At 70.3% G+C, this 13221-nt stretch carries 11 protein-coding genes and 1 riboswitch; of the genes, 9 read left to right on the top strand and 2 right to left on the bottom strand.

Features of this window, described 5'->3' with window-relative positions:
* Positions 1–57: 57 nt before the first annotated feature.
* Positions 58–1710, top strand: a complete 1653-nt coding sequence (locus ABD927_RS03135) for a DEAD/DEAH box helicase (RefSeq protein ID WP_345246232.1) — start codon at positions 58–60, stop codon at positions 1708–1710.
* A 60-nt stretch (positions 1711–1770) separates the two neighbouring features.
* Here ABD927_RS03135 and ABD927_RS03130 read toward each other — a convergent pair whose 3' ends face one another.
* Positions 1771–2631 (bottom strand): lysophospholipid acyltransferase family protein, encoded by an 861-nt coding sequence (locus ABD927_RS03130; protein WP_345246230.1) that lies wholly within the window; start codon positions 2629–2631, stop codon positions 1771–1773.
* Positions 2632–2913: 282 nt separating this feature from the next.
* Between ABD927_RS03130 and metK the strand changes: the two genes are divergently transcribed.
* From metK to ABD927_RS03115, 3 genes are all read left to right on the top strand, one after another.
* Positions 2914–4083: a methionine adenosyltransferase gene (metK, locus tag ABD927_RS03125; RefSeq protein ID WP_345246228.1), complete on the top strand. Its 1170-nt coding sequence runs from the start codon at positions 2914–2916 to the stop codon at positions 4081–4083.
* Between the two features lie 8 nt (positions 4084–4091).
* Positions 4092–4286 carry a DUF1289 domain-containing protein gene (locus ABD927_RS03120; RefSeq protein ID WP_345246226.1) on the top strand — a complete coding sequence of 65 codons (195 nt, stop codon included), beginning with the start codon at positions 4092–4094 and terminating at the stop codon, positions 4284–4286.
* Positions 4287–4431: 145 nt separating this feature from the next.
* A complete protein-coding gene (locus ABD927_RS03115; RefSeq protein WP_345246224.1) occupies positions 4432–5544 on the top strand; it encodes a glycosyltransferase family 4 protein in 1113 nt (370 codons plus the stop codon).
* Here the strand turns inward: ABD927_RS03115 and ABD927_RS03110 are convergent.
* A complete protein-coding gene (locus ABD927_RS03110; protein ID WP_345246222.1) occupies positions 5538–7262 on the bottom strand; it encodes a GMC family oxidoreductase in 1725 nt (574 codons plus the stop codon). The genes ABD927_RS03115 and ABD927_RS03110 overlap by 7 nt on opposite strands.
* 189 nt (positions 7263–7451) lie before the next feature.
* On the opposite strand from ABD927_RS03110, the gene ABD927_RS03105 reads away from it, so the two are divergent.
* The 5 genes from ABD927_RS03105 to ahcY all read left to right on the top strand — a co-directional run bounded on the left by ABD927_RS03105 (position 7452) and on the right by ahcY (position 13202).
* The gene (locus ABD927_RS03105; RefSeq protein ID WP_345246220.1) at positions 7452–8375 is read left to right on the top strand and encodes a LysR family transcriptional regulator; all 924 of its coding nucleotides are present in this window, start codon (positions 7452–7454) and stop codon (positions 8373–8375) included.
* 133 nt (positions 8376–8508) lie between these two features.
* A complete protein-coding gene (locus ABD927_RS03100) occupies positions 8509–9570 on the top strand; it encodes an Ldh family oxidoreductase (protein ID WP_345246218.1) in 1062 nt (353 codons plus the stop codon).
* Between the two features lie 132 nt (positions 9571–9702).
* Complete coding sequence (locus ABD927_RS03095) at positions 9703–10683, top strand: tripartite tricarboxylate transporter substrate binding protein (RefSeq protein ID WP_345246216.1); 981 nt, start codon at positions 9703–9705, stop codon at positions 10681–10683.
* Positions 10684–10721: 38 nt separating this feature from the next.
* Positions 10722–11525 carry an alpha/beta fold hydrolase gene (locus ABD927_RS03090; RefSeq protein ID WP_345246215.1) on the top strand — a complete coding sequence of 268 codons (804 nt, stop codon included), beginning with the start codon at positions 10722–10724 and terminating at the stop codon, positions 11523–11525.
* Between the two features lie 62 nt (positions 11526–11587).
* Positions 11588–11699: riboswitch (S-adenosyl-L-homocysteine riboswitch) on the top strand.
* Positions 11700–11780: 81 nt separating this feature from the next.
* A complete protein-coding gene (gene ahcY, locus ABD927_RS03085; RefSeq protein WP_345246213.1) occupies positions 11781–13202 on the top strand; it encodes an adenosylhomocysteinase in 1422 nt (473 codons plus the stop codon).
* Positions 13203–13221 lie beyond the last annotated feature (19 nt).

Here is a 13221-nt window from a genome sequence, read left to right as displayed (position 1 = left end):
GCCGGCGCGACGCGGTATCCTGCGTGCGTCACAGTTCATCTTTGGCGCGAACGCATCATGGCCCGCATCGTTCCCGACGGCTGGCGCGAAGTCAGCGCCGCCGGCGCCGCCCGGCGGCAGATCGAAACCCTGGCGCTGCTGGCGCGCGGCCTGCCCGACGGCTACACCGTCTACCACGCCGTGCATTGGACCAATATCGAACACGGCTTCTCGATCTACGGCGACATCGACTTCGCCATCGTCAACGCCGCCGGCGACCTGCTGCTGGTCGAACAGCAGAGCGGCTTCCTCGACGAAACCCCCGACGGCCTGTGCAAGAAATACCCCGACCGCGTGGTCAACGTGCCGGCGCGCATCGGCCGCCAGGTGGCCACGCTGCGCGGCCGGCTGGTCAAGCGCCCGCAGCTTGAGAACGTGCGCGTCGAGTACCTGTTCTACTGCCCCGACTACACGGTGCGCCATCCCGAGACGGCCGGCATCGCCGCCGAGCGCATCGTCGACGCCGGCGAGCGCGACCGCCTGTGCGCCATCATCCAGCTGGCGCTGCCGCCGGCGCCGGGCCATCCGCGCGCGCAATCGGTGCGGCGCTTCCTGGACGACGTGCTGCAGCTGGAGCCCGACGCCAACGCGCTGATCGGCCAGGCGCGCGAACTGGTCACGCGCATCGCCGGCGGGCTGGCGAGCTGGGCGCGCCGGCTCGAATTCGCGCCGTTCCGGCTGCGCGTGATCGGCACCGCCGGCTCGGGCAAGACCCAGCTCGCGCTGGCCGAATACCGCGCCGCGCTGGAAGCCGGCCGGCGTCCGCTGTACGTGTGCTTCAACCGCCCGCTGGCCGACCACTTCGCCGGCATCGCGCCGGCCGGCGGGCTGGCCTGCACCTTCCACACGCTGTGCGAGCGGGTGCTGCAGGCGGCCGGCCAGACGGTGGATTTCTCGCGCCCCGGCGCCTTCGACGGCCTGGTCGAACGCGCCGCAGCGCAGCCCCTGCCCGACGCGCTGCGCTTCGACACCGTCATCGTCGACGAGGGGCAGGATTTTCCACAGGCCTGGCGCGACCTGGTGCTGCGCCACGCGGCCGGCGGCCCCGGCACCCGCGCCATCTGGCTGGAAGACCCGATGCAGAACCTGTACGACCGCCCGCCGGTGGAACTGCCGGGCTGGGTGGCGCTGCGCGCCGAGGGCAACTACCGCAGCCCGCGCAGCGTGGTGGCGCTGCTGCAAGGCCTGCTGCCCGGCGACGCGCGGGTCGAGCCGCGCGGCCCGATCGCCTCGGGCGGCGTGGAAATCATGGTGTACGACGGCGAGGAAGAAATGATCGCCCACACCAAGCGCGCGATCTCGCAATGCCTGGCCGCGGGCTTCAAGCGCGCCGACATCGCGGTGGTGACCTTCCACGGGCGCGAGCATTCGGCGCTGCTGGCCCAGCCGCAGCTCGGGCCGCACGCGCTGCGCGCCTTCACCGGCCGCTACGACCTGTTCGGCAAGCCGGAGTTTTCCGCCGGCGACGTGCTGGTCGAATCGGTGTACCGCTTCAAGGGGCAGTCGGCGGCGGCGGTGGTGTTCACCGAGATCGACTTCGAGCAGATGGACGCGCGCGCCGCGCGCAAGCTGTTCGTGGGCGCCACGCGGGCGATGATCAGGCTGGTGCTGGTGCTGTCGCGGCGGGCGGCGGCGCAGTGGCTGCCGGATCTGCACGAAGCGCCGCGCTAAACCCCGGCCGCGGCGTTCCGGCTCGGGCCGGCCGGCGCCGCGCGGCGTCCGGCCCGCCCGCTATGGCGATTCGGGCGCCGTCGCGTCGCGCACCGTGCCGGGCGGTGCCTTGTAGCGGTTGTAGCCCCACAGGTATTGCTCCGGACAGCGGCGGATCATCGCTTCCATCCCGGCGTTGATCCACGCCGCCTGCCCCTGCGGCGTATCGGGCAAGGCGCCCGGCATCCGCAGGTAATGGATGCGCCAGCCGCGCCCATGCGGCAGGCGCTCGCCGGCGGTCAGCACCACCGGCGCGCCGGTCTGCGCCACCAGCCGGCCGGGCAGCACGATGGTGAAAGCGTCGCGGCCGAAGAACGGCGCCCACACGCCTTCGCCGTTGCCCGGCACCTGGTCGGGCAGGATGCCGATCGACTCGCCCTTGCGCAAGGCCCGCACCAGCTGCCGCACGCCGTTCAGGTTGGCCGGCGCAGTGGCCAGGCCGGGCGCCGCCCGCGCGGTCTCCACCAGCCGCGCCAGCCAGGCCTTGCGCGGCGGCCGGTACAGAACGGTGATGGCGCCGTTGCGGCGCGCCAGGTAGCGGGCCGTGACCTCGAAACAGCCCAGGTGCGGCGTCAGGAACAGCACGCCCTTGCCTTCGGCCACGGCAGCTTCGACCACGCCCCAGTCGTCGGTATGGCAGCGTGCCAGCGCGCGTTCGGCGCGGAACCATACGCAGGGCACTTCGAGCGCGCTGGCGCCGGCCTCGGCCGCCGCGCGGCGCGCGAAGGCGTCGCCGGGATAGCCGGCGCGCGCGGCGTTCTCGCGCAGGCGTGCGGCGTAGGCAGGAGACAGGCGGTAGACCATGCCGCCCACGCGGCGGCCGATCCATTGCAGCCAGGACAGCGGCAGCCAGGCAAGCAGGCGATAAAGGACGAGAAGCATCTGGGGTGGCGCGAAAACCAAGAGCGGAAACGGAAACGGCATGCCGGGACACATGAGGCCCTCATGCCCGGGGCTGCCGGAAGTCGGGATTTTCCCCTAAAATGGGATCGATCGCCGAGTTAACACGACAACTTGCGGGGCGATCATGGCGCAGCTCCGGCTGCGCCAGCAAAATGCCGCTAAAGCGTCGCTGCTCGATCCAGGTCCTCCTGCCGTGCAACACGCCGCGGAATCCGGTCGCCGGCCGCCCAGCGCGCCGGCAACACATGAAAGGACTATCGAGTGGCCAACAACGACTACCTCTTCACCTCGGAATCGGTTTCCGAAGGGCACCCCGACAAGGTCGCCGACCAGATCTCCGACGCCATCCTCGACGCGCTGCTGGCGCAGGATCCCACCTCGCGGGTCGCCGCCGAAACGCTGTGCAACACCGGCCTGGTGGTGCTGGCGGGCGAGATCACCTCGCGCGCCAACGTCGACTACATCCAGGTCGCGCGCGACACCATCCGCGGCATCGGCTACGACAACACCGATTACGGCATCGACTACAAGGGCTGCGCGGTGCTGGTGGCCTACGACAAGCAGTCGCCCGACATCGCCCAGGGCGTGGACCGCGCCTCCGACGACTACCTGAACCAGGGCGCGGGCGACCAGGGCCTGATGTTCGGCTACGCGTGCACCGAAACGCCCGACCTGATGCCCGCGCCGATCTGGTACTCGCACCGCCTGGTGCAGCGCCAGAGCGAACTGCGCAAGGACGGCCGCCTGCCGTGGCTGCGGCCCGACGCCAAATCGCAGGTCACCTTCCGCTACGTGGAAGGCAAGCCGGTGGAAGTCGACACCGTGGTGCTGTCGACCCAGCACGCGCCCGAGGTCTCGCAGGAAACCATCCGCGAGGCGGTGATCGAAGACATCATCAAGAAAAGCTTCCCGGAAGGCCTGCTCACGGCCAGGACGCGCTACCTGGTCAACCCCACCGGGCGCTTCGTGATCGGCGGCCCGCAGGGCGACTGCGGGCTGACCGGCCGCAAGATCATCGTCGACACCTACGGCGGCGCCAGCCCGCATGGCGGCGGCGCGTTCTCGGGCAAGGATCCGTCCAAGGTCGACCGCTCGGCCGCCTACGCCGCCCGCTACGTGGCCAAGAACATCGTGGCCGCGGGCCTGGCCACGCGCGCGCAGATCCAGGTCAGCTACGCCATCGGCGTGGCGCAGCCGATCAACATCACGGTCGATACCTACGGAACGGGCGTGATCGCCGACGACAAGCTGGCCGAACTGGTGCGCGAACATTTCGACCTGCGGCCGAAGGGCATCATCGCGATGCTGGACCTGCTGCGGCCGATCTACCGCAAGTCGGCCGCCTACGGCCACTTCGGCCGTTCCGAGCCGGAGTTCACCTGGGAAGCCACCGACAAGGCCGCCGCGCTGCGCGCCGCCGCCGGCCGCTGATCCCGCCCATGGCCGATCGCCAGCGGCCCGCCGCGCAGGCAGACTCGCCCTGCGTGGCGGTTTGTTCCACGCTGTTCGACGAGATCTGCCGCGGCTGCGGGCGGACGGCCGCTGAGGTCGCGAACTGGGTGTCGATGTCGGACGAGGAAAAGCGCGTGGTGTGGGTGCGCATCCGCGCCCAGGGATACCCGCGCAGGCGGTAAGGCGTCGCAGAAAAGACGCCGCGGGCAAGGCGCGGCGGGACAGGCCGACCGCGACATGCGAGCGGCCGCCCGGGCCGCGTCTGTCTTTGTCATGTCATCTTACCGGCATCAAATACGGCGGCATCCACCCACCCCGGCACCGCCCATGCGCATCGTTCTCGTCACAGACGCCTGGCATCCCCAGGTCAACGGGGTCGTCCATACCTGGACCTATATGCAGAAGACCCTGGCGGGCTGGGGCCACGAGATGATCGTGGTCAGTCCGCAGGGCAGCCGCACCATGCCGGCGCCGTCGGAGCCCGACGTCCGGCTCTGCGTCGAGCCGGGCCGCCACCTGCGGCGCGTGCTCGACGGCCGCGCGCCGGACGCGCTGCACATCGCCACCGAAGGCCCGCTGGGCTGGGCGGCGCGCAGGATGGCGCTGCGCAAGGGCTGGCGCTTCACCACCTCGTTCCACACCATGTTTCCCGACTACCTGCATGCGCGCATGCGGATTCCGCCGGGGCTCACGTGGCGCGTCATGCGCTGGTTCCACCGGCCGTCGCAGAAGGTGCTGGTGCCGACGCCGACCGTGCGCGACGTGCTGGCCTCGCGTGGGCTGCGCAACCTGTACGTGTGGACACGGGGCGTGGACGCGGAGCGTTTCGACGCGGCCGACCGCGGCGCGCTGCCGCTGCCGCGGCCGATCTTCCTGAGCGTGGGGCGGCTGGCGCGCGAGAAGAACCTGGATGGCTTCCTGTCGCTCGACCTGCCGGGGAGCAAGGTCGTCGTGGGCGGCGGCCCGGACGAGGACAGGCTGCGCCGCAAGTATCCGAACGCGGTCTTCCTGGGCCGCAAGCGGCACGACGAACTGGCGCCCTACTACGCCGCCGCCGACGTGTTCGTGTTCCCCAGCGTGACCGATACCTTCGGCCTGGTCATGCTGGAGGCGATGGCGTGCGGCACGCCGGTGGCCGCCTTCCGTTCGCCGGCGCCGCTAGCCGTGGTCCGGGAGGGCGAGACCGGCATCCTGCGCGACGACCTGGCCCAGGCCTGCCGCGAGGCGCTGGCGCTGGATCGCGGGGCGATCCGGCAATATGCGCTGGCGCATGGCTGGGACACCACCGCGCGGCAGTTGGTCGGGATGCTGGTGGCCGCGGATCCCGAGCGCCAAGGAGGACTCCCCCCTACGCGCTTCGCGCGCCCCCCAGGGGACGATGCGAGCGGACCGGCGGAGCCGGATCCGCCGCATCCCGGATCGGGAGCACGGTCTCAATAAGCGTCGGCCACGATCCAGCCGGCGGCTTTTTCCGCGATCATCAGGGTGGGCGAGTTGGTGTTGCCGCTGGTGATGGTGGGCATGACGGAGGCGTCGACCACGCGCAGGCCGTCGATGCCGCGCACGCGCAGGCGTGAATCGACCACGGCTTGCGGGTCTTGCGCGGCGCCCATCCTGGCGGTGCCGACGGGGTGGAAGATGGTGGTGGCGATGTCGCCGGCCAGGCGCGCCAGTTCCTCGTCGGTCTGGTACCGGGGGCCGGGCTTCCATTCCTCGGGCTGGTATTGCGCCATGGCCTGCTGCGCGGCGATCCGCCGGGTCAGCCGCAGCGAGTCGGCGGCGATCCGGCGGTCTTCGTCGGTGCTGAGGTAGTTGGGCGCGATGGCGGGGGCGTCGCGGAAGTCGGGGCTCCGGATCGAGACGGTGCCGCGGCTGGTGGGGTTCAGGTTGCACACGCTGGCGGTGAAGGCGTCGAAGCGGTGCAGCGGCTCGCCGAAGGCATCCAGGCTCAGCGGCTGCACGTGGTATTCCAGGTTGGCGTGCGGCCGGTCGGGCGAACTGCGGGCGAAGGCGCCCAGCTGCGATGGCGCCATGCTCATCGGCCCGGTACGGCGCAGGGCGTATTCCAGGCCGATCATCGCCTTGCCCGCCAGGCTGCCGGCCAGGCGGTTGAGCGTGCGCACGTTGCGCACCTTGTACACCGCGCGGATCTGCAGATGGTCCTGCAGGTTGGCGCCGACGCCGGGCAGGTCGCGCACGACGGCGATGCCGTGCCGCTGCAGCAGCGGGCCCGGGCCGATGCCCGACAACTGCAGGATCTGCGGCGAGCCGATGCTGCCCGCGCTGAGGATCACCTCGCGCCGCGCCGCCACCGCCACGCTGCGGCCGTCCACCCAGACCTCGGCGCCGCTGCAGCGCGGGCGGCCGTCGGCGCCGTTCTCGAACAGCAGCCGCGCCACGTGGGCGCCGGTCCACAGCGTGAAGTTGGCGCGGCGCGCGCAGGCCGGGCGCAGGAAGGCCCGCGCCGTGTTCCAGCGCAGCCCCGCTTTCTGGTTGACCTCGAAGTACGACACGCCCTCGTTGTCGCCGCGGTTGAAGTCGGGCGTGGCGGGGATGCCGGCCTGCTGCATGGCGCGCGCGAAGGCGTCCAGCACATCCCAATGCAGGCGCTGCTTCTCGACCCGCCATTCGCCGCCGGCGCGGCCTTGCCTGAACAATGCGCGGTATGCCTCGGGCAGTTCTTCCGGCGGCTCGGGCCGGCGCGTCTGCGCGCCGTGCATGTCGTCGGCGCCGCGATAGTGGTCTTCGTGCAGCTTGAAATAGGGCAGGCAGCGCTCCCAGCTCCATGCCGGGTCGCCCGTCAGGTCCGCCCACTGCGCATAATCGCGCGCCTGGCCGCGCATGTAGATCATGCCGTTGATGCTGGAGCAGCCGCCCAGCACCTTGCCGCGCGGATAGCGCAGGCGGCGGCCGTTGAGGCCGGCGTCGGGCTCGGTCTGGTAGAGCCAGTCGGTGCGCGGGTTGCCGATGCAGTACAGGTAGCCGACCGGGATGTGGATCCAGTGGTAGCGGTCGCTGGTGCCGGCTTCGAGCAGCAGCACGCGGTGGCGGCCGTCGGCGCTCAGGCGGTTGGCCAGCAGGCTGCCGGCGGTGCCGGCGCCCACGATGACGTAATCGAAAACCTTGCCGTCCGGGCCGGGCGGTGCCTGGCGTGCCATGTCGTCTCCTGTCGCGCCTGCGGCGTCGTGGTCATCGGGCCTGCCGGCCATGGCGGATTGCGCGCCGACATCGGCGACAATATTTGCCTGGCTGATGGCAGGCTTGCGTCGTTGGCGTGTAGTTTGACGAGTCGGCCCGGGCTTTTCCAATGAATTGTCCTAAATCCACATATAAGAACCGCAAATATCATGGCGCTTCCCGACCCGCAGACCCTGCGCGCCTTCGTTGCCGTCGCGCGTGAAGGCAGCGTGTCGCGCGCGGCGCAGCGGCTGAGCCTGAGCCAGCCGGCCGTCAGCCTGCAGTTGAAGGGCCTGGCCGAGGCCACCGGCCTGGCGCTGTTCGCCCGCGGCGCGCGCGGCCTGGCGCTGACGGCCGACGGCGCCGCGCTGCTGGCCCAGGCCGAGCGGGCGCTGGCGGCGCTGGGCGACTTCAACCGCGCCGTGGCCAGCCTGCACGACACGATCCGCGGCCTGCTGCGCATCGGCACCATCCTCGACCCGGAATTCATCCGGCTGGGCGCCTTCCTGAAACGGCTGGTGGAATCGGCGCCGCAGGTGCAGACCGAACTGCGGCAAGGCATGAGCGGCGACGTGCTGGGCCAGGTGGGACGCGGCGAGCTGGACGTCGGCTTCTACCTCGACCATCCCGACGCCGTGGCCGATCCCGCCGGCGGGCCGCACGGCAGCCGCCTCGGCCGTTTCCATTTCACGCCGCTGGGCCGCTTCACCTACCGCGTGGTCGCGCCGGCGGGCTGGGGGCCGCAGGTGCGCGGCAAGGACTGGAAGGAACTGGCCGCGCTGCCGTGGCTGTCCACGCCGGCGGACTCGGTGCACCACCGCCTGCTGGCCCCGGTGTTCCGGCAGGCGGGCGGCGAGCCGCGCCGGGTGGCGCTGGTGGACCACGAAGCCTCGATGCTGGACCTGGTGCGCTCCGGCGTCGGGCTGAGCCTGCTGCGCGATTCGATCGCGATCCGGGAAAGCCAGGCCAGCGGCCTGGTCATTGCCGACCGCGTGGGGCTGGACTGCACGCTGTGCTTCGCCTGCCTGGCGGCGCGGGCCGGCGAGCCGGTGGTGGCCTATGCGCGGCAGGCGCTGGCCGAGGTATGGCGTTAAGGTGAGGCGCGGGAAGGCCCGTATTGCCGGCGCCTTTTCCACACTTGTATGATGACAATACTACCTTACAGCAATACGATACGCCGATACGCCGATACGCGGCCTTCCCCTCTTCGCAGCCCAAGAGATACAGATGACTTCCAGCACACCGGTCGACGCTACCCGCCTGCTCGCCTTCGCCGAAGCGGTCTACGCCGGCGCCGGCGTTCCCGCCCGGGACGCGCGCCTGATCGCCGACACCCTGGTCCAGGCCGACCTGTGGGGCCACCAGTCGCACGGCGTGCTGCGCCTGGGCTGGTATCTCGATCGCCTGCGCAACGGCGTGATGAACGCGGCCACCACGCCGGAATTCGTGGTCGACGCCGGCGCCATCGCGGTGATCGACGGCCACGACGGCGTCGGCCACGTGCTGACCGAACTGGCCACGCGCGAGGCCATCCGCCGCGCCCGGGCGCACGGCATCGGCGCGGTCGGCGTGCGCAATTCCAATCACTTCGGCACCTGCATGTACTACACGCGGATGGCCGCGGCGGCGGGCTGCGTGGGGCTGCTGGCCAGCAACGGCGGGCCCGCCATGGCGCCGTGGGGCGGCCGCAAGAAAATCATCGGCACCAATCCGTGGTCGGTGGCGGCGCCGGTGGGCGAACGGCCGCCGCTGGTGATGGACATGGCCAACACCGGCGTGGCGCGCGGCAAGATCTACCTGGCGCACCAGCGGCGCGAGCCCATCCCGCAGGGGTGGGCCATCGACGCCGAGGGCGCCCCCACCACCGACGCCCAGGCCGCGATCGAGGGCATCATCCTGCCGATGGCCGGACACAAAGGCTATGCGATCGCCACCATCGTCGACATGCTGTCGGGCGTGCTGACCGGCAGCGGCTTCCTGTCGGCCGTGCACAGCCCGTACAAGACGGCCGAGAAAAGCAACTGCGGCCACATGATGATCGCGCTCGACATCAAGGCCTTCCAGCCGCTGGAAACCTTCAACGAACGTATGCTGCGCTTCGTCGACGAAATCAAGTCGGTGCCGCTGGCCAAGGGCTTCGACGAAATCTTCTACCCCGGCGAAATCGAGGCCCGCAACGACGCGCGCAACCGGCGCGACGGCCTCCTGCTGCCGCAGGACACGCTGGCCGACCTGGCGCGCATCGCGCGCGAGACGGGCCTGGAGTCTGAATTGCCGTTCCAGCCTTAGGTAATCGGGTCGACGGCGGCGCCGGCTGCGAACCGCGTCCGGCGCCGTGCCGCTGCCAACCACCGAGCCCGTGCCGACGACCCGAGCGACGGCATGCTGCCACACGGTCTCGCACAACGGAGACATGCGACGATGACATCGCACGTGAAGCGCATTGCGGCAGTACTGTTGGGCGGCTGTGCGGCCGCCGCGGCCGGGCCGGCGCCGGCCCAGCAGGATTATCCGAACAAGCCCATCCGCTTCCTGGTGGGCTCGGCCCCCGGCGGCACCACCGACCTGGTGGCGCGCGCCATCTCGCAGAAGATGGGCGCGCTGCTGGGCCAGCAGGTGGTGGTCGACAACCGGCCCGGCGCCAACCAGATGATCGCGGCCGACATGACCGCCAAGGCGCCGCCCGACGGCTATACCCTGCTGATGGCGCCGGCCGGCTTCGCCATCAATCCGGCCATCTACAAGAAGCTGGCCTACGACCCGGTCAAAGACTTCACCCCGATCGCCATGGTCGCCAACGCGCCCAACGTGCTGGTGGTCCACCCCTCGGTGCCGGCGCGCTCGGTGAAGGAACTGGTGGCGCTGATGAAAGCCCGGCCGGGCGCGCTCAACTATGGCTCGTCGGGCGTGGGTTCGCCCAGCCACCTGTCGGGCGCGCTGCTGGAAATGCTGACCCGGACCAAGGCCACGCACGTGCCGTACAAGGGCTCGGGCCCGGCCATGACCGACCTGCTCGGCGGCCAGCTGCAGATGTCCTTCCCTTCCATTCCGGGCGCGATTCCGTACATCAACGCCGGCAAGCTGATCCCGCTCGGCGTCACCAGCAAAGACCGCTCGCAGGCGCTGCCCCAGGTGCCCACCATCGCCGAATCCGGCGTGCCCGGCTACGAGGTCGGCAGCTGGTTCGGCGTGATGGGCCCGGGCGGCATGGACAGGCGCCTGGTGGCCCGGCTCAACGACATCATCCGGCAGACGCTGGCCGCGCCCGAGATCCGGCAGGCGCTGATGAAGGACGGCGCCGAGCCCAGTGGCGGCACGCCGGAGGAATTCGCCGCCACCGTCAATGCCGACATCGAGAAATGGGGCAAGGTGATCCGCGCCGCCGGCATCAGCCCCGAGTAGTCCCGCCACGCATCCCCAACCTCCGATCGAGAACGCTCATGCCGTACCTTGAACTCGCGAACGACTTCAGGCTTTTCTACAAGATCGACGACTGGACCGACCCGTGGACGCGGCCGGAAACCATCGTGCTGGTGCACGGCTTTACCGAGACCACCGAAGCCTGGCATGGCTGGATCCCGCACCTGGCGCGCCACTACCGCGTGATCCGGATGGACCTGCGCGGCTTCGGCCAGTCGGGTCCGGTGCCGGCCGATTTCACCTACACCAACGAATTGTTCGTGGACGACCTGGTGCGCGTCATCAACAACCTGGCGCGCGAACCGGTGCACGTGATCGGCGCCAAGAGTGGCGGCATCAGCCTGGTCAAGCTGGCCGGCATGCGGCCCGACCTGGTGAAGACGCTCACGCTGGCCTGCACGCCCATCCTGCCCACCGACGGCACCGGCTGGATCGAGCACATGCAAGCCCACGGCATGCGCAGCTGGGCGCGCAGCACGATGCGGGCACGGCTGGGAACGAAGATGCCCGAGCGCGGCATCGACTGGTGGGTGGAAATGATGGGCGCCACCGCGCTGTCGACCGCCCATGCCTACCTGCGCTGGGTGGGCACGGTCGACATCCGGCCCGACCTGCCGAAGATCCAGTGTCCCACGCTGGTCATCGCCAACGACACGCCGCGCCGGCCGCGCGCGTATTTCGAGGAATACCAGAAAGACATCCCGGGCTCGGAACTGGCCATGGTGCCGGTGGACGGCTACCATCCCGGCGGCACCGACCCGGACGCCTGCGCGCGCATCACGCTCGATTTCCTGCGCCGCGCGGCGCAGAAGAACGCGGCGTAGCGGCAGCCGGCGCCGCGCCCGGCCGCTGCCCGGGCCGGCGCCGAACCGGCTACAATCGGCGCATACCTGAGGAGCGTTGCGACGCGGCCGGCGGCAGCCGGCACCGCGCCAGGCTCAGGTCTCGAAGGGCGGGCTGGCCGTGTGCCGCCGTCCCGGCAACGGCGCTCACCCATTACCCGCCTCCCGGCGGGCCGCATGGGGTGAGCGCGGGCGCTCCCTCCCGGCCGGCCGGGGACGACACCTGACGGAGTCCCCATGAACGCTGTACCCGATACCCAGGCCCAAACCGACTGCCGCGTCGCCGATCTTTCGCTGGCCGGCTGGGGCCGCCGCGAAATCCGCATCGCCGAAACCGAAATGCCCGGCCTGATGGCCATCCGCGAGGAATTCGCCGCCGTGCGGCCGCTGCGCGGCGCCCGCATCGCCGGCAGCCTGCACATGACCATCCAGACCGCGGTGCTGATCGAGACCCTGCAGGCGCTGGGCGCCCAGGTGCGCTGGGCCTCGTGCAACATCTTTTCCACCCAAGACCACGCCGCCGCCGCCATCGCCGCCGCCGGCACGCCGGTGTTCGCGGTCAAGGGCGAGTCGCTGGCCGAGTACTGGGAATACACCCACCAGATCTTCGAATGGCCGGCCGGCAGCCCCGCCAACATGATCCTCGACGACGGCGGCGACGCCACGCTGCTGCTGCACCTGGGCGCGCGCGCCGAGGCCGACCCGACGGTGCTCGACAATCCCGGCAGCGAAGAAGAAACCGTGCTGTTCGAGTCGATCCGCGGCACGCTGGCGCGCGATCCCAAGTGGTACTCCACCCGCCTGGCCGAGATCCGCGGGGTGACGGAAGAAACCACCACCGGCGTGCATCGCCTGTACCAGATGTCCAAGCGCGGCGAGCTGGCGTTCGCCGCGATCAACGTCAACGACTCGGTCACCAAGTCCAAGTTCGACAACCTGTACGGCTGCCGCGAATCGCTGGTGGACGGCATCAAGCGCGCCACCGACGTGATGGTGGCCGGCAAGATCGCCGTGGTGGCCGGCTACGGCGACGTCGGCAAGGGCTGCGCGCAGGCCCTGCGCGCGCTCAGCGCCCAGGTGTGGGTGACCGAGATCGACCCGATCTGCGCGCTGCAGGCGGCGATGGAAGGCTTCAAGGTGGTGACGATGGACTACGCCGCCGACAAGGCCGACATCTTCGTGACGGCCACCGGCAACTACCATGTCATCACGCACGATCACCTGGTCAAGATGAAGAACCAGGCCATCGTCTGCAACATCGGCCACTTCGACAACGAGATCGACGTCGCCTCGCTGTCGCAGTACCAGTGGGAAGAGATCAAGCCGCAGGTCGACCACATCGTGCTGCCGTCGGGCAACCGCATCATCCTGCTGGCCAAGGGCCGGCTGGTGAACCTGGGCTGCGCCACCGGCCACCCGTCGTTCGTCATGTCGTCGTCGTTCGCCAACCAGACCATCGCGCAGATCGAGCTGTGGACGCGCAACGACCAGTACGAGAAGGGTCGCGTGTACGTGCTGCCCAAGCACCTGGACGAGAAGGTCGCGCGGCTGCACCTGGGCAAGCTGGGCGCCACGCTGACCACGCTGCGTCCGGACCAGGCCGCCTACATCCACGTGGCGGTCGAAGGCCCGTACAAGCCCGAGCATTACAGGTATTAAGAGGTATTAAGCCCACCCC

Source organism: Pigmentiphaga soli (genome assembly GCF_039541095.1).
GTDB classification, from domain to species: domain Bacteria; phylum Pseudomonadota; class Gammaproteobacteria; order Burkholderiales; family Burkholderiaceae_B; genus Pigmentiphaga; species Pigmentiphaga soli.
The sequence above is the reverse complement of the archived record's forward strand: the minus strand, read 5'-3'. Positions and strand labels throughout refer to the sequence as shown.

Excerpts from the sequence above, each read along its gene's own strand:
- ABD927_RS03090 (WP_345246215.1), top strand. The coding sequence starts at position 10,722 with ATGCCGTACCTTGAACTCGCGAACGACTTCAGGCTTTTCTACAAGATC.
- ABD927_RS03120 (WP_345246226.1), top strand. The coding sequence starts at position 4,092 with ATGGCCGATCGCCAGCGGCCCGCCGCGCAGGCAGACTCGCCCTGCGTG.
- ABD927_RS03110 (WP_345246222.1), bottom strand. The coding sequence starts at position 7,262 with ATGGCACGCCAGGCACCGCCCGGCCCGGACGGCAAGGTTTTCGATTAC.
- ahcY (WP_345246213.1), top strand. The coding sequence starts at position 11,781 with ATGAACGCTGTACCCGATACCCAGGCCCAAACCGACTGCCGCGTCGCC.
- ABD927_RS03115 (WP_345246224.1), top strand. The coding sequence starts at position 4,432 with ATGCGCATCGTTCTCGTCACAGACGCCTGGCATCCCCAGGTCAACGGG.
- ABD927_RS03130 (WP_345246230.1), bottom strand. The coding sequence starts at position 2,631 with ATGCTTCTCGTCCTTTATCGCCTGCTTGCCTGGCTGCCGCTGTCCTGG.
- ABD927_RS03095 (WP_345246216.1), top strand. The coding sequence starts at position 9,703 with ATGACATCGCACGTGAAGCGCATTGCGGCAGTACTGTTGGGCGGCTGT.
- ABD927_RS03100 (WP_345246218.1), top strand. The coding sequence starts at position 8,509 with ATGACTTCCAGCACACCGGTCGACGCTACCCGCCTGCTCGCCTTCGCC.
- ABD927_RS03135 (WP_345246232.1), top strand. The coding sequence starts at position 58 with ATGGCCCGCATCGTTCCCGACGGCTGGCGCGAAGTCAGCGCCGCCGGC.
- ABD927_RS03105 (WP_345246220.1), top strand. The coding sequence starts at position 7,452 with ATGGCGCTTCCCGACCCGCAGACCCTGCGCGCCTTCGTTGCCGTCGCG.